Origin of the sequence: Achromobacter sp., assembly GCF_049647645.1 — a bacterium.
GTDB lineage: Bacteria > Pseudomonadota > Gammaproteobacteria > Burkholderiales > Burkholderiaceae_B > Achromobacter.
In genome coordinates this window covers 23,950-44,276 of sequence record NZ_JBARYB010000014.1, presented here as the reverse complement: position 1 = coordinate 44,276, position 20,327 = coordinate 23,950, and the positions used below count along the sequence as shown (strand labels likewise).

Sequence of the window (20,327 nt, the reverse complement as noted above, 5' to 3'; positions counted from 1 at the left end):
TCAAAGAGGGCGGGAAGAGAGTGTGGATAACGCTTGCTCGAGATCGGCGATGAGATCATCGATATCCTCAAGGCCCACATGCAGGCGCAGCATAGTGCCGCGTGGCGTCGAGTCCGGCAGCGATCTCGCGGCGCTCAGGCGCACGGGGATCACCAGGCTTTCAAAGCCGCCCCACGATGCACCGATGCCGAATAGCCGCAAGTTGTCGATCATGCGCTCGGCATCGGCTTCGCCGAATCCGCTGGCGAATTCAATCGTCAAGAGACCGTTGGTGCCGCTGCAATCGCGTTGCCACAAGACGCGGGAAGGATCGCCGGGCAAGGCCGGACAGAGAACCCGCGCAATCTCCGAACGACCCAGCAGGAAGTCGGCCACGCGCAAGGCGCCGCGGGCGTGCTGCGCCATGCGCAACGGCAGCGTGCGCATGCCGCGCAGCACCAGATAGGCGTCATCGGCGCCGACGGTCTGCCCCAGATCCACGGTGGCGCGCTCCAGCGGATTCCAGGCGCGCGCATTGGAGATCACCGCGCCCATCATCACGTCGGCATGTCCGCCTAGGTACTTGGTGGCCGCCAGAATGGAAATGTCGGCGCCCAGCGTGAGCGGTTTATGCAGCAAACCGGAGGCCCAGGTGTTATCCACAGCCAGCCAGCAACCATGCGCGCGGGCCAGCGCGGCCAGAGCCGGCAGATCCGGCATCTCGTAGGTCAGCGAGCCCGGCGACTCCGCATAGATCATGCGGGTTTCAGGGCGGATGAGCGCATCGATGCCCGCGCCGTCCGGCCGGTAGTACGTGTACGCGATGCCAAGCCGCGACAGATGTTCCGCGCAGAAGCGGCGCACAGGTTCATACACCGCATCCGTGATCAGCACGTGGTCGCCCGCGCGCAGATAGGCCAGCAGCACGGTAGCGATGGCGGCCTGCCCGGTGGGATACAGCTTGGCGCGATAGCCCTCTTCCAGTTCCACCAAGGCGTCTTCCAGCGCGTGCGTGCTATCGGTGCCACGCGCGCCATAGGACGGCAGGCGTTCCTGATCGCGGCGGCTGCGCGTGTCGCGCCAGGCCTGCACGCTGTCGAAGACATAGGTGCTGGCGCGCGTGACAGGTGTGTTGACCCAGCCGCGATGAGGGCGACCGGCGCGCAGCAGGCGCGTGGCGGACCGATAGGGCTTGTCCATGGTCAGCGGCGGGTCTGCACGCCGATCGGCATGACTTTGCAGGTGCCGGCTTCCAGATCGAACGCCAGGCGTTCGGTCAGCGTTTCCAGCGCACGGCCGTACATGTGCAGATGGCGGATGATGCTGTCGCCCTGGATTTCCACCGCGTGGATGTCGTCCGGCATCAGCGCGATGCCCGCGCCGGGGCCGACTACCACGGTGCCGGTCTTTTCCAGCCGGCCGACGCCGGCTACCGAACCGTCGTCGCTGCGGTCGTAGGTGTAGTTGTATTCCACACCTTCCACGGCCGCGATACAGGCCCAGGTCGTGTGGTTGTGCGGAACGATCTGCTTGCCGGGGCGCATGACGTTCAGATAGAGCGCATAGCTCTTGTCGGCGTCTTCGGCGATCAGGTAGCGGGCCTGGCGCTCGCCGTCTTCGGGCGCGGGATAACGGTCGGCTGCCCACCAGTCGGTGTGGCCGGCCAAGCCTACCAGTTCATCCAACACCGTCTGCAGGCTGTCACGGTTCAGCCCCTTATTTCCTACAGTTTTCTTAATATTTCTGATGGCGCTGGCGATGCCAGCCTGATGAGGATGCGCGTGGCTCACTTGGATTTTCCCTGTTTTCATGAGTTATTGAGTTGACTGTATCCCCCATGTTCAGCTGGAACAATTTAAATTGCCTTAAGATTCCATTAGCACTCCTAATACTTTCTAGGCCACCATGCGCAACCTGGATCTGGACCTGCTCCGCACCCTGACCGCCATCGCCCGGCACGAGACCTTCTCGGAAGCCGCTAATCGGCTGCACAAGACGCAGTCGGCAGTGACGCAACAGATGCAACGGCTGGAGTCCCTCATCGGCCAGCCGCTGTTCGAAAAGCAGGGCCGCAACAAGGTGCTGTCCTCGCATGGACGGCGTCTGGTGGAGTACGCCCGCCATATGCTGGCCATCAACGATGAGGCGCTACGCGCACTGCAAGACGGGCCGCTGGAAGGTGACCTGCGGCTGGGCGCGCCACTGGACGTGGCGGACTCCATCCTGCCCACGCTGCTGACGCACATCGCACGCTCGGCGCCGCGCGTGAAGCTCGAGATCCGCACGGACCGCAGCCCTTTCCTGATGGACGCGCTGCGCGCCGGCGAACTGGACCTGACGATATCCACGCGCTTCGACCAGGACTTCGAGGGCGTGGCGCTGCGCACCTCGCCCACGGTGTGGCTGGCTTCGGCCGACTACGTGCACGACATGCACGCGCCGGTGCCGCTGGTACTGGCCGATGAACCCAGCATCTTCCGCCGGCTGGCGCTCACGGCGCTGGAGCAGGCGCGCGTGCGCTGGCACACCAACTATGTGGCGCCGACGCTGGTGGGGATAAAGGCGGCATTGCGGGCCGGGCTGGGCGTTACCGCGCGCAGCGTGGAACTGCTGGGCCCGGAAATGCGGGTGCTGGGTGAAAAGGAAGGGCTGCCACCCTTGCCGGACGTAACGTACTTCCTGTGGATAAGGCCTGACTTGATCAATCCGCTGACGCGGCAGGTCTACGACATGCTGAAGACCAACCTGGGGCTGGCGCAGCAAGACGATACGCCGGCCCTGCCGCCACGGCCTCAATAGCGGTCGAACAGATCCTGCAGCGCTGCTGGATCGCGGGTGATCGAAAGGCCCAACATCAGCAGGATGCGAGCCTTCTGGGGATTCAGGTCGCGCGCGGCAACGAATCCCAACCGGGCGTCATCAAGTTCGACATCGCGCGCGACAAAACCGCTGCCCGTGCGGCTGGAGCGCACTACCGCCACGCCGCTGGCCGCCGCGCGGCCCAGGCCTTCGATGGCCAGGTCCGTGGCATTGCCGTCGCCGACGCCGGCGAGCACGATGCCGTCTGCGGCATCAGCGAGGAAATCGATCAGATCGGCCTGCAGGTTGGCATGCGCGTAGACGACATCGACGCGGGGCCAGCCGGCCTTTTCCAGCAATGCGAGTGAAAACTCGCTTTCCACCGTATGCGTGGTGGTGTTGCGCGAATAGAAGAACGGCGCGCCGCCATGCATGACGCCCGCGCGGCCGCGGTTGGGCGAAGCGAACGCGCACAGGCCAGCGCTGGCGATCTTCTGGATCTCGCGGGCGTAGTGCACGTCTTCATTCATGACGACGAGCGGCCCGCGGCCGCGCGCCTCGGGGTGGCGCGCCAGCGCCACCGCGTTATACAGATTGGCCGGACCTTCGGCGCCCAGCGCGGTGGCGGGACGCATGGCGCCCACCAGCACCACGGGCTTGTCGTGCCGTACCACCAGGCTCAGGAAGTACGCGGTTTCTTCCAGCGTATCCGTGCCATGCGTGATGACGATGCCCGCCACGGAGGCGTCGCGGCACAATACGTCCACGCGCTCGGCCAGCGCGCGCCACACAGCGTGCGTCATGTTCTGGCTGCCGACATTGGCGACCTGCTCGGCGCGAATCTGGGCGATGCCGGCCAACTGCGGCACGGCGGCCAGCAAGTCGTTGACGGAAAACGAGCCGGCCTTGTAGCCGGCGGAAGTCGCATCGGCCTGGGCGCCGGCGATCGTGCCGCCCGTCGCCAGTACCGCAATGACGGGCAGCGCGCGCTCAGGCATCCACCACTCCGGACAGCCCCTGGCGCTCGAGCAGCGAGTTCAGGTGTTCCCAGCCATGGAAGTCGATGACGATCTGGCCCTTTTCCTTGGCGCCCACTTTCAGCGCGACGCGCGTACCCAGATGGTCGGACAGGGCTTCTTCCAGGCGAGTCAGGTCGCGCGATGCGCCATTGGCCTTCTTTCTCGGCGTGGTGGACGACTCGGCTTCCTTGGCGGTCTTGGCGACCAGCTTTTCGGCTTCGCGCACCGACAGGCGGCGCGCGATGATCTGATTGGCCAGCTGAATCTGCGTGGCGGCGTCCACGGCGAGCAGCGCGCGCGCATGGCCCATGTCCACATCGCCCGCAAGCAGCATGGTCTGCACCGCCGCAGCCAGATTCAAGAGGCGCAGCAGGTTGCTGGTGGCCGAGCGCGAGCGGCCGATCGCTTGCGCGGCCTGTTCATGCGTCAGGCCGAACTCATCCAGCAGCCGGCGCACGCCCTGCGCTTCTTCCAGCGGGTTCAGGTCTTCGCGCTGGATGTTTTCGATCAGCGCCATGACGGCCGCGTTCTCGTCGGCCACTTCGCGCACCAGCACCGGCACTTCCTTCAGGCCTGCGAGCTGGGCAGCGCGGAACCGGCGTTCGCCGGCGATGATTTCATAGTGGCCAGGCGCGGCTTCGCCCAATGCGCGCACAAGAATGGGTTGCATGATGCCTTGTGTGCGGATCGATTCGGCCAATTCGCCCAATGCACCCTCGTCCATGCGGGTGCGCGGCTGATACTTGCCGGCGCGCATCTTCGAAATGGGCAAGGTGGACGGCGGACCCTCGGGCTTGGCGGCGGTGACCTTGCCGATATTCTCGATGGCAGGCGCGTCCGCGCCGAGCAAGGCGTCCAGTCCGCGGCCCAATCCCTTGGGTTTCTTCGTGGCCATAGTTAAATCCTCTTTCCTTCTGTTTTTGTATCCCGAGCCAGGCTCAGGCGTCCGCCTGCTCGGCGGGCAGGCGGTACCAATACGCGTAACAGTCTTTGAAACCGTAGCGGCCATACAAGGCGCGCGCGGCTGTATTCTCCGGCTCGACCTGCAAATAGGCAGTCGTGGCGCCGCCTGCGGCGCCAGTTGCCAAAAGGTGTTCAATCAAGGCCGCGGCGTAGCCTTTGCGTCGCTGCCCCGGGTCGGTAACGATGTCGAACAGGCCGAGCAGATCGCCGTCGCGGACGGCCAGGCCCGCGGCAACGCACTGCCCCGCCGCGTCCGTTGCCAGCACCGGCGAGATATCCACAGCCAGTCCTTGCAGACGCATCCGATGTTCCGTGATGTGTCCGGATTCCGAGTTGCGCATGGCCCCGACCGCCGCCGCGAAGCGCTCGGTATCGACAAAATTGAAATGCAGATCGCCCCGGACATAGGCCCTGGGAACGAGCGGCGTGCACATGACTCGGGTCTCGTCGGTAAAGGTATAACCGCGGGACTCCAGTTCGGCGTCGAGGGAAAAATCGGGACCGATGGAGGTGATGCGCAATACCATGGGCAAGCCATGGCGCGCATACAACGATGAACAATACGCCAGCCGCTCGTCCAGCGGACGTGTGGATAACCCCAGCACATTGATACTGCGCACGCGCTTGACGGGCGAATGCGCAAAACGCACCAGCCAGCCATCATGGAGCAGCTGCGCGCCCACGGCCGTGGCGTTCAGCGCGGCCTCTTCCAGACGCGTGCGCAGGCTGTCGCGCGCGTCGATGCGCGGCATACCAGAGGCTTGCGCTTCGGTCTGGGAAAAGAGCGTGACAGCGGACATGGTTGCGGCCTACTTCAGGTCCTTCCTCACGCGCTCGATCATTTCGGCGCCAAACGAGATATAGGCCTGCGCGCCGCGCGAACCGCGGTCGTAAACCACGCCGGGCATGCCATAGCTGGGCGCTTCGGCCAAGCGCACGTTGCGCGGCACGACGGTCTTGAAAACCTTGTCGCCGAAGTGCGCTTCGAGCTGCGCGGACACCTGTTGCTGCAGGGTCATGCGCGGATCGAACATGACGCGCAGCAGACCGATGACGCGCAGATCGTCGTTGATGTTCCGGTGCACCCGCTTGATGGTATTGACCAGGTCGGAAAGGCCTTCCAGCGCGAAGTATTCGCACTGCATCGGAATGATGACGCCATGGGCGGCGGCCAGGCCGTTCAAGGTCAGCAGCGACAGCGTGGGCGGGCAATCGATCAGCACGAAGTCGTACTGGGTAGCGACGGTGTCGATCGCGGCCTTCAGTTGGCGTTCGCGCTGGTCCATCTGCACCAGGTCGATTTCGGCGCCGGACAGTTCACGGTTGGCGGGCAGCACGTCGTAGCCGCCCGATTCGGATTTGACGCGGGCCTGCTCGATGTTCGATTCGCCGATCAGTACCTGGTACAGGTTCGACTCTAGCGAGTTCTTGTCGATGCCGCTGCCCATCGTGGCATTGCCTTGCGGGTCCAGATCCACCAGCAGCACACGTTGGTTGTGCGTGGCAAGGCCCGCCGCCAGATTGATGGCGGTCGTCGTCTTGCCCACACCGCCCTTCTGGTTGGCAATGCAGAAAATGCGGGCGGTGGTGCTGGGGGGTATGTTCTTCATAGGGTTCCTTGACTACGGCGCATCCAGATGAGGCAGCGCTCGGCCTCTAGCTCAGGCACGCGCAACGGCTGGATGTGATCGACTTGCCATTCTCCGCGCGCATGCAGCGCCTGTATTTCGTCCTCGGGGACCTTGCCCTTCATGGCGACGAGGGTACCATCGTTGCGTACATGGCGACCTGCGAGTTGCGCAAAATCGTCCAAGGATGCGAAGGCGCGCGACGTGACAATGTTGCACTCGGCAGGCGCCAGCGTTTCGATGCGGGCGTGGCTGGCCTGCAGATTGGACAAAGCCAGCGCGCCGCTCATCTGCCGCACGAATGCCGTCTTCTTTTCGACCGCGTCCACGCAGGTCACCGACCAGTGCGGCCGCATGATCGCCAGAACGACGCCAGGCAGGCCGCCGCCCGATCCGACGTCGTAGACCTTGGCCGGTGTGCCGGAAGCGCCCAGCGCCTCGTTGAACGGCCCGACGGCGGCCAGGCTGTCGAACAGATGCTGGATCAGCATCTGCTGCGGATCGCGGATGGCGGTGAGGTTGTAGGTGCGGTTCCAGCGCTGCATCTGGGACAGATAATTCAGCAGCTTGGCCATGGTGGCGGCATCGGCTTCCAGCCCCAATTGCTCGCATGCGCGAGTCAGGCGGCCGGCCATGTCCGCGCCGGCCGTATCGGTGTGCGCGCTCATGCCGCTTGCTTGCGCGAGCCGTAGTGCAGGCGCTTCAGATGGATCAGCAGCAATGAAATTGCAGCGGGAGTAACGCCGGAGATGCGCGCGGCCTGGCCGACGGTCTCCGGCCGGTGCGCCTTGAGCTTCTGGCGCACTTCGAATGACAGGCTGGTCACCGCGTCGTAATCGACATCGGCAGGAATGGTCTGCTGTTCGTGCGCGATCTGTTTCTGAACTTCGACCTGCTGGCGATCGATATAGCCGGCGTACTTCACCTGAATCTCGACCTGCTCGGCCAACACCTCGTCCGCCGCCACGCCAGGGCCTGCCAACAGCGAGCCGTCGGCGTTGCGAGTGGCCATCAAGGCTTCATAGGAAACATTGGGCCGTTTCAGCAGGTCTGCAAGTGAGTACTCACGCTCAATCGCCTTGCCCAGCAGCGGCTCGGCTACTTCCGCTGGCAACAGACGCGGATTCACCCAGGAGGATTTCAGACGTTCGACCTCGGCAGCCACGGCGTCGCGCTTCCGATTGAAGGCATCCCAGCGTGCATCGTCGACGATGCCGAGGCGACGGCCTATTTCCGTCAGACGCAGATCGGCGTTGTCTTCGCGCAGGCTCAATCGGTACTCGGCCCGAGATGTGAACATGCGGTAGGGCTCGGTCACGCCACGCGTGGCTAGGTCGTCTACCAGCACGCCCAAATAGGCTTCGTCACGTCGCGGGGTCCATTGCTCGCGATCCAATGCCAGCAACGCGGCATTGACGCCCGCCAACAAGCCTTGGGCAGCCGCTTCTTCGTAGCCGGTGGTGCCGTTGATCTGTCCGGCAAAGTACAGGCCGGCGATGGCCTTGGTTTCCAGCGTGCTCTTCAATCCACGTGGATCGAAGTAGTCGTATTCGATGGCATAGCCGGGACGCAGGATGTGCGCGTTTTCCAGACCAGGCAAGGAATGGATCAGGGCCAGCTGCACATCGAAAGGCAGGCTGGTCGAGACGCCATTCGGATAGACCTCGTGCGTGTCCAGACCTTCGGGTTCCAGAAAGACCTGGTGCGATTCCTTGTCGGCAAAGCGATGGATCTTATCTTCGATGGATGGGCAGTAGCGCGGGCCCACCCCTTCGATCACGCCGCTATACATCGGCGAGCGGTCCAGGCCGCCGCGGATGATGTCGTGGGTGCGCGCATTGGTGTGGGTGATCCAGCAAGGCAGCTGACGCGGGTGCATGCCGGCGTTGCCCATGTACGAAAACACGGGAATCGGATTCAGGTCGCCAGGCTGCTCTTCCAGGATGCTGTAGTTGATCGAGCGGCCGTCGATGCGCGGCGGCGTGCCGGTCTTCAGGCGGCCCTGCGGCAGCTTGAGTTCCTTTAGGCGCTGACCCAATGAAATGGCCGGAGGATCTCCAGCGCGACCACCCGAATAGTTCTGCAAGCCCACGTGAATCAGGCCATTGAGAAACGTACCCGCGGTAAGCACCACGGACTTCGCCCGGAATTTCAGGCCAATTTGGGTGACAGCGCCAGCCACACGGTCGCCCTCCACCATCAGGTCTTCGACCGCTTGCTGGAACAGCCAGAGATTCGGCTGGTTTTCCAGGCGGCCCCGGATCGCCTTGCGGTACAGCACACGGTCGGCCTGCGCGCGCGTAGCCCGGACTGCCGGCCCCTTCGAACCGTTCAGGATGCGGAACTGGATCCCCGATTCATCCGTTGCCAAAGCCATGGCGCCGCCCAGGGCGTCCACCTCTTTCACAAGGTGGCCCTTGCCGATCCCACCGATGGAGGGATTGCAAGACATTTGGCCTAGGGTTTCGATGTTGTGCGTCAACAGCAAAGTCTTGGCGCCAGTGCGGGCAGCAGCCAGTGCTGCTTCGGTGCCGGCGTGGCCGCCACCGACAACGATGACATCGAATTCGCGGGGATAGTCCATGATGGGGGGGAGGTAAGAGAGCGTTCGGTGCTCATTATAGAGGCAGGGATTGCATGTTTCACGTGAAACATGCTTCGACGCAGCATGAGCAGATTCCGAGCCGAATCGCCGTAGAAAAAAGGCAACGAGACAGCCCTCGGGGGAATGAATATGTCGGCATTTGCCACCGTTTCGCTTGCTAGGTTTCACGTGAAACATCGCATTGCCACGTTTGCTTCTCTCCTTGCAGTTGCTGGCCCGATGCTTCGATGACTTGGGCAAGGCCCGCCGAGCACCTCATACGGAGGACCTTGGCCTGGTAAGGAGACTCCAGCCTCCCCAATCAGCCAAGCGGTATGTTCCACGTGAAACACCCGGGGAGCCTTCCGCCGATCAGCCGGGGGGGGAGTCAAAGCAATCCAACTAGGACTGTCGATGTATTAGGGCACGACACAAACAGCCAAGGGAATGGCCGCAATGCTGTTGCGAAGATCGCAGCCTCTCGGGGGTATGCGCTCGGACGTTCCACGTGAAACATACGTTGTTCATGAACTCAGGGCTGTTGGATCGTCGCCGTCACAGCCCGTCAAAGGTCAGGTCGGCGTTCCCAAACGGCGTCCAGCCGACCAGGATCTCTGACGAAATTAACGGTCTATGGAGAATCCCTCCATCCAGTAAGCCACGCCAGTATTGATGTTTCACGTGAAACATCGACATTTATTTAGCGGACCTACGATGTTTCACGTGGAACATTTGCCCCAAATAGACATGGCAGCATCCAGAATCCAGCTACCACCTCTGTGGTGTTCCACGTGAAACACGGGGACGCTGACTGTCGATATCAAGAATCAACAATGGCGGACAAAAATCAGCCTTGATGGTCGAAGAATCTTCAATTGGCTCACCGTCATTCCACCAATGACTGAGTTCAACTTCATGAATATTTACCCAAGAAAAAAGCAATATATCCACCCCTACCCTACCCCTTACCCAAATCAGAGTACTTTTTTTGTTTCACGTGAAACCAGAACGACTACAAACACCGAGAAAAGCACCCATCGCCGTTGGCCAATATCAACTTTCCGACTCTATTCCGCTCTTCAATCCCTAGACCAACGAGTGGCCAAATCTGAGCCATAAAACTGCCGCCTACTCACGTGTCGGCGAAAACTGGCTAAGACCTGAAAAGCACAACGTCCGCCAATTCAGAAAATCTAGCTGTGTATAAGCTGCGACAGCCAGAGGCTGTCTCCAGGCCGCCAGGCTAAGAAATAGTCAGGTCGGACAAAACTTGTCCGCACGTCGGCGGACTTAAGAATCTCTGGCTCCGACCGCAATTGGATTTCACACAGCATCATCAAAGCTAGCAAAACCGATAGCTACCGATATCTGCCGTTTCACGTGGAACAACTCTGGGGATAAGTCATCGAGGAGATTGCGCGCCATAGCCAAACACGGGTGCGCGCAATTAGAGCGGCAAAGTGCCAAGAACCATGAAAAAGCACAAATGCACAACGCCCTTCCCTATGGCAGCAATCGATTATGTCTATTTAGAATGCTTGCCAAGCATTTGCCAAGCCAGATCCGAGACGAAGTCTGGATGACCCGAAAAGCCGTGGAAAACTTTGTGGATAAGATCGCCCAACGCCTTGGACGTTTGCCTGCAGCAGGCACCACAATCCTTGCCTTTAAAACTGGCCTGGAACTCCGCCAGTCAGCCCCTGTCAAAATGCCGCACAAAATTGTGGAAGCGGATTGTCCACAAAGTTATCCACCCGCTTCCGTCTGCGGTCTGCCGCTACGCAAATACCGCGGACGATCCGGTACAGATTCTTTGACCAGACAACTATCTTGCACCGACGCAAAAGGGTTCACCATCATCCTTTTGGGCGAGGACCTGTCTTTCATGTGAATCCCTGTGGAAAACTCGCCGACCCGAATTCGGCCAGAAATCCGTCGCGCCTGCACGATCCGGAATCGAGCTCAGCCTCGACCCAAAGGGTAGCGTTGGAGTTGGAAGATCCCTTGGAAGCACGAGCTTTCCATGCCTATCCCCATTTCTATCCACAGGCAGATGGACCGCCGGAGAGCACCAAAAGATGTAATTCTGTGCATAACCGGGATGGGGATATCTTTGTGAACAACCGCTCGCCGACAGCGTTAAAACGGGCCAGAACGGACTGAGGAGATTATCCCGGGGCAGACCACCCCGGACCTCAAATTCGGCCGAAAACCGCGTTAAATACCTGTATTCCCTAGAGAAAAGCCATGTTTAGACATAAGCCCCGCCAGCACGTCTGAATATAGCCAAGCATCCAGGCAGCAGGTCGGTATCGCTCTAAAGAGGATGGGATAACTGTGCAAAACCCGGCGACGGATGGGGTGTTGCTTCATTGATGAGCACGAAAATAAACATGCCCAAAAATAATTATCCACAAACTTATCCACGGCCGGAGAATATGTTAGTGATTACTAACTTTCCGTGTGGAGCAAGCGGATAGAGCGTCCGCCGCCAAATGAAACAACGCCCCAGACCGGAAGGTCTTGGGGCGTTGTAGCCAGGTCGAACCTGGCGGACGGGAAATTGGGATTTCCCGATTTAGAGCGGGCGAATTTCGGCCGCTTGAGGTCCTTTCGGACCATCCTTGACTTCGAATTCGACTTCCTGGCCTTCGTTCAGGCTGCGATAGCCGCGGCCCTGGATGGCGGAAAAGTGTGCGAAAACATCGGTGCCACCAACGTCCGGCGTGATGAAACCGTAACCCTTGTCAGCGTTGAACCACTTAACTTTGCCCTTCTGAGCCATTTTTTCTAGCGTCCTGTAATTAACTCGAAATGCAATGAATCAAGGACGCCGTGAGAACTCAACGACCGGTAGTGGTACCTGCGTTCCCGCTTGCCGCCTAGCTGCAGAACGAGTCCGCGCGCTGCTTGAATCAACTGCGTAATCAGCATACTCAGCACGCATTACAGGCTCATATTGTTGTTTACCCCAATGTCGTATTTTTAATACTGGATCTCGTTCCACTAGGCCCTGCGGCTCTGCCTGCGCGCCAGGAAAGCGTAGATCGGCCCCGTCACCATCACGACAAAAACCATGCGCATGACGTGGAATGCGGTGACTACCGGAACGCCCAGCTGCAGCACCTTGGCCGTGATTGCCATCTCGGCGATGCCGCCCGGCGTAGTGCCAAGAATCAGTGTGGGGATAGGCGCAGCGGACCACAGCGACAGCAAAGCACCCAGGCCGAATGCGAGCGCCAACGCGGCCACGGTGAAGCCCGCCACCGCCGCAATGAAACGCGGCGCCGCACGAAAGAAATCCGGCCGATAGCGGTCGCCCAGCGACCAGCCGATCAGCAGCTGGCCTATCTTCGGCACATAGTCCGGCAGGGCCGACAGCTCTATGCCGTTGGTCGTGAGTATCATGGCGACCAACATAGGCCCCAAGACCCAGGGATTGGGTAAACGCAGCTTCATGAAAGCCGTGCCGCCCACGCAGGTGAGCGCAACCAGCGCCGCCAGTCCCCAACCATGGACCACCTTGGGCCCTGGCACCGTGGGATCCAGCCCCGCCACGCCCCACCATTGAAAGATGAAAGGCACGGTGACCACCACCATCAGCACGCGAACGCTGTGCGCCGTTGCCACACGGTCTATGCGGGCCCCATGACGTTCGGCCAGGTTCGCCATTTCGCTGGCGCCGCCGATGGCCGAAGAAAACCAGGCCGTCTTGAAATCGACGTCGGTGCAGCGGCGCAGAATTGCCGTGCCCATGAATGCCAGGCCTAGCGCGAACAGCATGCCGACGATGATGGGCCCCGCATTGCTGCCGATGTGGCCTATCACCTGCGGCGTGAAGTACAGACCCAGGGAAGTTCCAATCACCCACTGGCCGGCATTGCGCGCCGGCCTGGGACACGCAGTGCCCAGACCCGCGATGCGCGTCGCCGCGGTCACAAGTAACGCTCCCAGCATCCACGGCAGCGGAACATGCGCCCACACCGCCAACAACGCGCCAGCCAATGCGATCGCCAAACCGCCCGATACCCTCCACAACATGTTCTGAACCACGATACCGCCGCGCCTTAAGCTCATGAGAAAACCGAATTATGAGTTAGTGGGATACTTACGAAAACTCTCTCTGCTAGCAACGTTCACTCTCGCGTCCACCATGATCCGATCCAAACTCCCCGACGTTGGCACCACCATCTTTACCGTGATGAGCCGCCTGGCCATCGAGCACAAGGCCATCAACCTGGGCCAGGGCTTTCCCGATTTCGATCCCGACCCCGCCTTGTGCGCCCTGGTTACCAAGGCCATGGCCGACGGCCACAACCAGTATCCCTATATGCCGGGCGTCGCGCCGCTGCGCGAAGCCATCGCCGCCAAGACGCGCGAGCTCTACGGCCATGCTTACGATCCCGAAACCGAAATCACCGTCACCAGCGGCGCGACCGAAGCGCTAATGGCTACCGTACTGGCCGCCGTGGGCAGCGGCGACGAAGTCGTCGTCATCGAACCTTGCTACGACTCCTATCTGCCAGCGATCCGCCTGGCGGGCGGCACCGCGGTGCCGGTGCCGCTGCGCGCGCCCACCGAGGCCGATCCCTACTACCGCATCGACTGGCAGCGCGTGCGCGATGCCATCACGTCGAAGACACGTCTGTTGATGCTGAACTTTCCGCACAATCCGACGGGCGCGGTGTTGGACGATGGCGACCTGGACGCACTGGAAGCCATCGTGCGCGATACCGGCGTGCTGCTGGTCTCCGACGAGGTCTACGAACACATCGTGTTCGATGGCAAGCCGCATGCCAGCGTCGCGCGCCGCCCGCTGCTGGCCGAGCATGCCTTCGTGATCTCGTCCTTTGGCAAGACCTATCACACCACGGGTTGGAAGATCGGCTATTGCTGCGCGCCGCGTCAGCTCAGCGCGGAACTACGCAAGGTGCATCAATTCATGGTGTTCACCGTGCCTTCGCCCATGCAGTTCGCCCTGGCCGAATTCATGCGCGATCCCAAGCCTTACCTGGACCTGCCGGCCTTCTACCAGGCCAAGCGCGATCGCCTGGCGAAAGGGCTGAATCACACCCGTTTCCGTGCCCTGCCCAGCCCCGGCACCTTCTTCCTGCTGGCCGACTACAGCCAGATATCCAAGCAGAACGAAGCCGACTTCGCGCGCGACCTGACGGTGAATCATGGCGTCACGGTGATACCGGTATCGGCGTTCTATCGCCAGCCCGACGCGCCTGAATCCAACCACCGCATCGTGCGCTTCTGCTTCGCCAAGAAAGACGCGACGCTCGATGCGGCTTTGGAACGCCTGGCCCAGGTCTGACATCGCTTCCGGTGCGATTCATCATGAATCTTGAATTTCACATGAATTCTATATAAAAGCTCTTTTTATAAAGAATGTGAGTAAAAGCTCGTATATACGAACCCCATTTTCCGTTTAATTCATTCCGCAAAAAAAAGGGCGCCCATAAGGCGCCCTTTGCAGTTTCCGGCCAAGATCCAGCAGCTCGGCTGTTGCCCTTTACAACACCCGCGCCGCCCTAGAATCAGACCGGACCAGCGGCAAGCTTTTTCGCAGCGCGCATGCGGCGCATGATCTGCGGCACGATCACAACCGCGGCCGCGCCTACCCACATCGAGATAGAAACCGGACTGGCGAACAGCACCGCCACGTCGCCATCGGTTATCGACAACGCTCGGCGCAGGTTCTGCTCCATCATGTTGCCCAGCACGACCCCCAGCACCAGCGGAGCCATGGGCACGCCAAACTTACGCAGGAAGTAGCCCAAGGCGCCAATGCCCGCCACCAGCAGCAGGTCGAACGTGCCTGCGTTGATGGCATAGACGCCGATGTAGCTGATGCACAGAATGCCCGGCACCATCAGCCATCCCGGTACCGACAGAACCTTGGAGAAGAAGCGCACCAGCGGCACGTTCATGATGAACAGCAGCACGTTGGCCACGAACAGCGAAGCGATCAGGCCCCACACCAGTTCAGGCTTGGTTTCGAACAGCACCGGACCCGGCGTGATGTTGTAGAGCGTCAGCGCCCCCATCATGACGGCCGTGGTACCCGAACCAGGTACGCCCAAGGTCAACATCGGCACGAAGGACCCGATGGCCGACGCCGTGGCGGCAGCTTCCGGCGCAACCAGACCACGCATGTCACCCTTGCCGAATTTGGCCTCAGGATCCTTGGCTTCAATGATGCGCTTTTCTTGCGAGTACGCGACGGCTGCGGCCACGCTCGCGCCAGCGCCTGGCAGCACGCCCACGCCAAAGCCCACCAGCGCGCTGCGCACCACGCTCCACCAGGTGTAAGCCATCTCTTTCAGGTTGAAGAGCTTGCGTCCGCTGGGTTTGACCTCGACGCTGTGGCCGGCCATGACCTTTTCCAGCATTTCCAGCATCTCGCTGACCGCGAACAGCGCGATCACGACCACCACGAAATCGATGCCGTCGGCCAAATGCACCGATTCAAAGGTATAGCGGTAAACGCCCGAGTTCGCGTCCACACCCACCACCGAAATCGACAGCCCTATCATCGCCGCCAGCACGCCTTTGATGGGCTGTTTGCCCAACAGGCTGGTGAGGCAGCAGAACGCGAAAATCATCAGCACGAAGTACTCGGCCGGCCCAAAAGCCAACGCCCACTTCGCCAGCAACGGCGCCAGCAGAATGATGCCCAGTACCGACACGATGGCGCCGAAGAATGCGGACCATGCCGACAGCGACAGCGCCACGCTCGCCATACCCTGGCGCGCCAGCGGATAGCCGTCCAGCGTCGTCATGATGGCGCTGGCCTCGCCCGGCACGTTCAGCAGGATCGCGGTGATACGGCCGCCATACTCTGCGCCCACGTAGACGGCGGCCAGCAGGATCAGCGCGGTCTCGGGCGGCAGGTTCATGGCGAAGGCGATCGGTATCAGCATCGCCACGCCATTGACCGGCCCCAGGCCGGGCAGCACGCCCACCATGGTGCCGATGAACGAGCCGATCATGGCCACCAGGATGTTCGTCAGCGATAAGGCTACGCCAAAGCCGATCGCCAAATGATCAAGAATGCCGCTCATATCAGGGTCTCCAGCAGGCCGCCAGGCAGGACCACGTCCAGCACCTTATCGAACAGCACAAAAAAGAAAAGGCTCATGACGACGCCGCCGACGGCGCACTTGATCCAGCCGCCGCCGAACAAGCGGCCGACGAATACCGTCATCAAGGACGTCGCGATCACGAAGCCGAGCCACTGGAACAGGAAGGCATAAGCCACCGTGAACGCCATCATCAGCGCGATGCGGCCGTTAGCGCCAGGCGGGTTGGCCTCGACCTGATGGCCGCCCTTGTAAACCAGCCACAGGCCGCACAGGCCAATGATCAGCGCCAGCAGCAGCGGAAAGGCGCGCGGGCCCACCGGCTCGTAGGCGAACGGGGCTTCGATTCCCCAGCCCGCCGCCGTCATGAAGGCGGCAAGCGCAAGCGCCCCCACGCCCAATATTCGATCGTTCATGATCACTTTTCCGTTGTAGTCGCATCGCGCGACGCAGGGATCCCCGGCCGCCGCGGCAAAGCCGGCGGCGGAGCAACCCTGACGAACGCGATAAGGAGAAATGCCTTTTGGCTTACTTCTTGATCAAGCCGAAGGAATCGGCCAGCTCGCCGTAGACCTTCACCTGGTTCTTCACGTAGGCATCCAACTCGGGACCCGTCTTGTTGAAGGGGAACAGACCTTGCTGCTGGCGCAGCTTGTCGAACTCGGGCGAGGCCGTGGTTTTGTTGAAGGCGTCAACCCAGAACTGGTAATCGCTATCCGACACCTTCGGGCCCACGTAGAAGCCGCGGATGATGGGCCAGACGATGTCGTAGCCTTGTTCCTTGGCGGTGGGCACGGTGCCCAGCTTGCCCGGCAGGCGCTGGTCGTTGAACACGGCCAGTACGCGAATGGGAGCGCCGCCTTCGAGCATGGTGAAGGCTTCCGCCGCGTCGCCCATGTAGGCCTGGATATGGCCGCCGCGCAAAGCCGTCACGGCTTCGCCGCCGCCTTCAAATGCCACGAAACGCATCTTCTTGAAGTCCACGCCAGCGGCCTTGGCGGTCAGCGCGGCCTTCATCCAGTCCTGGCTGCCCACGGTGCCGCCGGCGCCCAGCACGATCTTGGTCGGATCCTGCTTGAAGGCGTCCATCAGGCTCTTCAGGTCGGTATACGGCGAATCGTTGCGGACCACGGCCACGCCATAGTCGGTGCCGATGGCCGCCAGCCAGCGCACGTCGTTGACGTTGTACTTGCCGAATTTGCCCTGGGCCAGGTTCAGCAGCGAACCGCCCGAGAAAGCCACGATGGTGCCGGGCTCGTTCGGATGCTGGGCCACGATGTTGTTGTAGGCCACCGCGCCGATGCCGCCAGGCATGTAGACGATGCGCATGGCGCTCTTGAGCGCGCCGCTGTGCTTCAGGCCTTCGGTGGCCAGGCGGCAGGTCAGGTCGAAACCGCCGCCGGGCTGGGCAGGCGCGATGCATTCCGGGCGACGCGGCTCGTCGGCCGCGTGGGCGGCGCCCATCGACAAGGTAATCGCGCCCAGCGCCGCGACGGCGGCCAGGCGTAGTTTCAGACTAGTCTGCATTTTTTGCGTCTCCGAGATTTATAGGTCTAGGTATGGCTGGAAGCTCTGCTAAGACGGTTCTTTCCGCGACAACGGCCCCAGTGGACGCAACCGTACAAAAACGAAGCTTTCCAAAAGCTTTCAATTCCGGCCGTTTTCCTGATGCGGCGCAGCATCTTCCTGGTTTCCCAGGGTAAACACCAATGACGCCCTCAAGCCTGGCAGCGGCACCCGGTTCGCGAGTACCAAACGCGCACCCAGGATTTCGGCGATGGTCCCGACGATAGCCAGTCCCAGCCCGGCGCCCGGCTTGTTTTTCCCTGCGGCTCCCCGCCGGAAGCGGATGCAGGCGCGGGCGATATCTTCGGCGGACATGCCGGGCCCGCTGTCCTCGACCATCAGCCTGGCTTCCCCGGGTCCGCTCTGGATCGTCACGGTGACCTCCCCCGCGGGCGACGTATAGCGGATGGCGTTGTCGACCAGGTTGCTGACCGCCTCCCTCAGCAACCACTCAGCCCCCTGGACCATCACTGGTCGGATCTCGGCCTCCAGGCCGATGTCGAGTTGGCGGGCACGGGCGGTCGGAAGCAGGCTGCGGATGACCGCGTCGGCCAGTTCTACCAGATCCACCGCTTCGGGGCTGAAACCGCCTTCGGCCAGCGAGGCGTCTTTAGCGCGCGCCAGGGCGAGCATTTGGTTGGTGGTGCGTGTGGCCCTGTCCAAGCCCTCCTGCATCGCCAGAAGGGCTGTACGGACCTCCTGGGGGTCTGTTTCGCGCAAGGCATAGGCCGTCTGGGTCCGCAAAACCGACAAGGGAGTGCGCAACTGATGCGATGCGTCGTCCAGGAACTGGCTTTGGACCCTCGCCTGAGCCGCAAAACGGGCCATGTGGAGGTTTACGGCCGTGACTAGGGGTAGGACCTCACCTGGCATGTCGGAAGCGCTCACAGGGCTTAAATCGTCCGCAGAACGCCCTTCCACCTCCTGACGCAGCCTGGCAAGGGGGCGCAAGGCCATGAAAACCCCCAGGATGATCACCAGAACGCTGATCAGGATCACCGCCAGGTCCCGCTCGACCGAGCGCAGCAGCACCTGGTGCAGGAACGCCTGCCGGGTATCCAGGCCTTCGGCGACTTGCACGATAACCCGCCCCCCTTTATTCGCGTACAGCGGGGGATCCATAGGGCGGGCCAGCGCCGCAACGCGTACGGGCGTGCCCTGGTAATCGGCGTAAAAAAAGCGCGGCTCGCCCGAAACCAGGGGTTCGGCAGGCATGGGCAGGCCCGGATTGCCGATTTCCGCCAGCCCGTCCTCGGTGGCTACCCGGTAAAACACGCTGCCATTGGCCGTCAGCTCGAAAAATTCCAGCATCAGGTACGGCTGCTCCATGGCTAATCCACCGCTGGCTGTGGATATGTTGTGGTCGATCGCGCGCAGCGCTCCGGAGAGCGAGCGGTCGTAGGCAATGTCGACCTGGTTGCGCAACTGGTGGTTCGACAGCCACAGCGCGCCCATCATCACAAAAACCAGCGTGGGAATCAGCCACCAGAGGAGCTGGGTTTTCAGGGTGCGGTTGCGCTTTTTTGCCGCAAAAAATCCCTTTTTTTCCGCACTTCTAGTTGTCAACAAGGTTCTCCAGGCAGTACCCCATGCCCCGCATGGTCACGATTTGCACACCTGTATCCGCCAATTTCTTGCGCAACCGGTGTACCACGACCTCGATGGCCTCCAGGTTGATGTCGGCATCGTCCGTCAGGATGCGGTCCAGGATCTGCTGCTTGTTTATCGGTTCGCCGCTTTTCTGGATCAGTACCCGCAAGACCGAGTGTTCACGTGGGGATAACTGCAAGGGCTGTCCGCCGACCGTGAATTTTTGAGCGGAAGTCTCGAAAACCAGGTTTCCCAGGGTGAGTCGCGGATGTTCACGTCCGCGACTACGGCGGATGAGTGCGATCAATCGCGCTTCCAACTCTTCCACAACAAACGGTTTTGGCAGGAAATCGTCCGCTCCCTGGTGGAGCGTGCCGATTTTTTCGGCCAGCGAATCGCGCGCGGTCAAGACCAGCACCGGCGTACGGTCGTCCCGCGCGCGAATCTTCGCCAGCAAAGCATGGCCATCCATGCCCGGAAGTCCGAGATCCAGGATGACCGCATCGAAGTCTTCCATCGCCAACCTTCTGTCGGCGACCAATCCGTCATCAGCCCACTCAACGACGAAACCGGCATGCCTGGCCAGGCTTCTTGAAAGCCAGCGGGCAAGTTCGGCTTCGTCTTCTATCAGGAGGATGCGCATGGACGGAGTCCGGGGGGGCATGGCTGGGCGGAATGGGAAAACATGTTTGGCTTTTCCTTTATTTCTCTTTATATAAAGACTAATGATTAATAAGGCCTGTGGATAACTACCTTAACCTTGAAAACCTCTTTTTTTTCATCATCTTGCAGCCGTTTTTGCCTGTGCAAGAACTCTGTGTGGGAAAAAAGTTGAAGTTGGACAAGATTTTGGACCCTGTCCGAAACCCCTGCTTGTTCAACTTGCCTCCACACAATGTGCACAAGGCGGCTACTTAGGAGTTATCCACAGGCCCTTTCTGCCGAACCGGTCTGAAAAACGGCACTTTTACCCCGAAAAACGTCCTCCTGCCTACCCGCTTTTCTGCCCTTTTGAGGGCCTTCAGAAGCCCTCCAGGGCGTTCGCGGAAAGGGGGATTCGAGGGGCGGCGTGTAGCCATTCTTGACTGGCAACTGAACAAAAAGTGAGCAG

The 20,327-nt window shown here is 61.2% G+C and carries 18 protein-coding genes; 3 read left to right on the top strand and 15 right to left on the bottom strand.

Annotation, left to right across the window (positions count from 1 at the left end; translation table 11 throughout):
• Nucleotides 1-1,179 (bottom strand): cystathionine beta-lyase, encoded by a 1,179-nt coding sequence (gene metC, locus WBB14_RS01765; RefSeq protein WP_424238306.1) that lies wholly within the window; start codon nt 1,177-1,179, stop codon nt 1-3.
• A gap of 2 nt (nt 1,180-1,181) precedes the next feature.
• The gene (locus WBB14_RS01760; protein ID WP_424238305.1) at nt 1,182-1,769 is read right to left on the bottom strand and encodes a hypothetical protein; all 588 of its coding nucleotides are present in this window, start codon (nt 1,767-1,769) and stop codon (nt 1,182-1,184) included.
• A 115-nt stretch (nt 1,770-1,884) separates the two neighbouring features.
• Between WBB14_RS01760 and WBB14_RS01755 the strand changes: the two genes are divergently transcribed.
• Nucleotides 1,885-2,778, top strand: coding sequence for a LysR substrate-binding domain-containing protein (locus WBB14_RS01755; protein ID WP_424238304.1), 894 nt, complete (start codon nt 1,885-1,887; stop codon nt 2,776-2,778).
• On the opposite strand, the gene WBB14_RS01750 is transcribed toward WBB14_RS01755, so the two are convergent.
• Genes WBB14_RS01750 through mnmG form a run of 6 tightly spaced genes read right to left on the bottom strand, consistent with a single transcriptional unit; the run spans nt 2,772 to nt 8,972 of the window.
• A complete protein-coding gene (locus WBB14_RS01750) occupies nt 2,772-3,776 on the bottom strand; it encodes an asparaginase (protein ID WP_424238303.1) in 1,005 nt (334 codons plus the stop codon). The genes WBB14_RS01755 and WBB14_RS01750 overlap by 7 nt on opposite strands.
• A complete protein-coding gene (locus WBB14_RS01745; protein ID WP_424238302.1) occupies nt 3,769-4,692 on the bottom strand; it encodes a ParB/RepB/Spo0J family partition protein in 924 nt (307 codons plus the stop codon). Before WBB14_RS01745 ends, WBB14_RS01750 begins: the two co-directional genes overlap by 8 nt.
• 43 nt (nt 4,693-4,735) lie before the next feature.
• Complete coding sequence (locus tag WBB14_RS01740) at nt 4,736-5,560, bottom strand: GNAT family N-acetyltransferase (RefSeq protein WP_424238301.1); 825 nt, start codon at nt 5,558-5,560, stop codon at nt 4,736-4,738.
• 9 nt (nt 5,561-5,569) lie between these two features.
• A complete protein-coding gene (locus WBB14_RS01735; protein ID WP_332011400.1) occupies nt 5,570-6,370 on the bottom strand; it encodes an AAA family ATPase in 801 nt (266 codons plus the stop codon).
• On the bottom strand, nt 6,367-7,056 hold the full coding sequence (gene rsmG, locus WBB14_RS01730) for a 16S rRNA (guanine(527)-N(7))-methyltransferase RsmG (protein ID WP_424238300.1): 690 nt from the start codon (nt 7,054-7,056) through the stop codon (nt 6,367-6,369). Before rsmG ends, WBB14_RS01735 begins: the two co-directional genes overlap by 4 nt.
• Nucleotides 7,053-8,972, bottom strand: coding sequence for a tRNA uridine-5-carboxymethylaminomethyl(34) synthesis enzyme MnmG (gene mnmG, locus WBB14_RS01725; protein ID WP_424238316.1), 1,920 nt, complete (start codon nt 8,970-8,972; stop codon nt 7,053-7,055). Before mnmG ends, rsmG begins: the two co-directional genes overlap by 4 nt.
• A gap of 1,414 nt (nt 8,973-10,386) precedes the next feature.
• Here mnmG and WBB14_RS01720 point away from each other — a divergent pair.
• Nucleotides 10,387-10,863, top strand: a complete 477-nt coding sequence (locus tag WBB14_RS01720; RefSeq protein WP_424238299.1) for a hypothetical protein — start codon at nt 10,387-10,389, stop codon at nt 10,861-10,863.
• Between the two features lie 687 nt (nt 10,864-11,550).
• On the opposite strand, the gene WBB14_RS01715 is transcribed toward WBB14_RS01720, so the two are convergent.
• Entirely contained in the window at nt 11,551-11,757 is a 207-nt protein-coding gene (locus tag WBB14_RS01715) for a cold-shock protein (protein WP_006216596.1), read from the bottom strand.
• A gap of 221 nt (nt 11,758-11,978) precedes the next feature.
• Complete coding sequence (locus WBB14_RS01710) at nt 11,979-13,013, bottom strand: AbrB family transcriptional regulator (RefSeq protein WP_424238298.1); 1,035 nt, start codon at nt 13,011-13,013, stop codon at nt 11,979-11,981.
• A gap of 112 nt (nt 13,014-13,125) precedes the next feature.
• Here WBB14_RS01710 and WBB14_RS01705 point away from each other — a divergent pair, with 112 nt between their 5' ends.
• Nucleotides 13,126-14,292, top strand: coding sequence for a pyridoxal phosphate-dependent aminotransferase (locus WBB14_RS01705; RefSeq protein ID WP_424238297.1), 1,167 nt, complete (start codon nt 13,126-13,128; stop codon nt 14,290-14,292).
• Between the two features lie 223 nt (nt 14,293-14,515).
• Here the strand turns inward: WBB14_RS01705 and WBB14_RS01700 are convergent, their stop codons facing one another.
• The 5 genes from WBB14_RS01700 to WBB14_RS01680 form a co-directional block, all read right to left on the bottom strand.
• Nucleotides 14,516-16,042, bottom strand: a complete 1,527-nt coding sequence (locus tag WBB14_RS01700) for a tripartite tricarboxylate transporter permease (protein WP_424238296.1) — start codon at nt 16,040-16,042, stop codon at nt 14,516-14,518.
• Nucleotides 16,039-16,476: a tripartite tricarboxylate transporter TctB family protein gene (locus WBB14_RS01695; RefSeq protein WP_424238295.1), complete on the bottom strand. Its 438-nt coding sequence runs from the start codon at nt 16,474-16,476 to the stop codon at nt 16,039-16,041. Before WBB14_RS01695 ends, WBB14_RS01700 begins: the two co-directional genes overlap by 4 nt.
• 112 nt (nt 16,477-16,588) lie before the next feature.
• Entirely contained in the window at nt 16,589-17,587 is a 999-nt protein-coding gene (locus WBB14_RS01690) for a Bug family tripartite tricarboxylate transporter substrate binding protein (RefSeq protein WP_207467257.1), read from the bottom strand.
• 120 nt (nt 17,588-17,707) lie between these two features.
• On the bottom strand, nt 17,708-19,192 hold the full coding sequence (locus WBB14_RS01685; RefSeq protein ID WP_424238294.1) for a sensor histidine kinase: 1,485 nt from the start codon (nt 19,190-19,192) through the stop codon (nt 17,708-17,710).
• Nucleotides 19,182-19,859 carry a response regulator gene (locus WBB14_RS01680; protein WP_424238293.1) on the bottom strand — a complete coding sequence of 226 codons (678 nt, stop codon included), beginning with the start codon at nt 19,857-19,859 and terminating at the stop codon, nt 19,182-19,184. The genes WBB14_RS01685 and WBB14_RS01680 overlap by 11 nt, the downstream gene beginning before the upstream one ends.
• Nucleotides 19,860-20,327 lie beyond the last annotated feature (468 nt).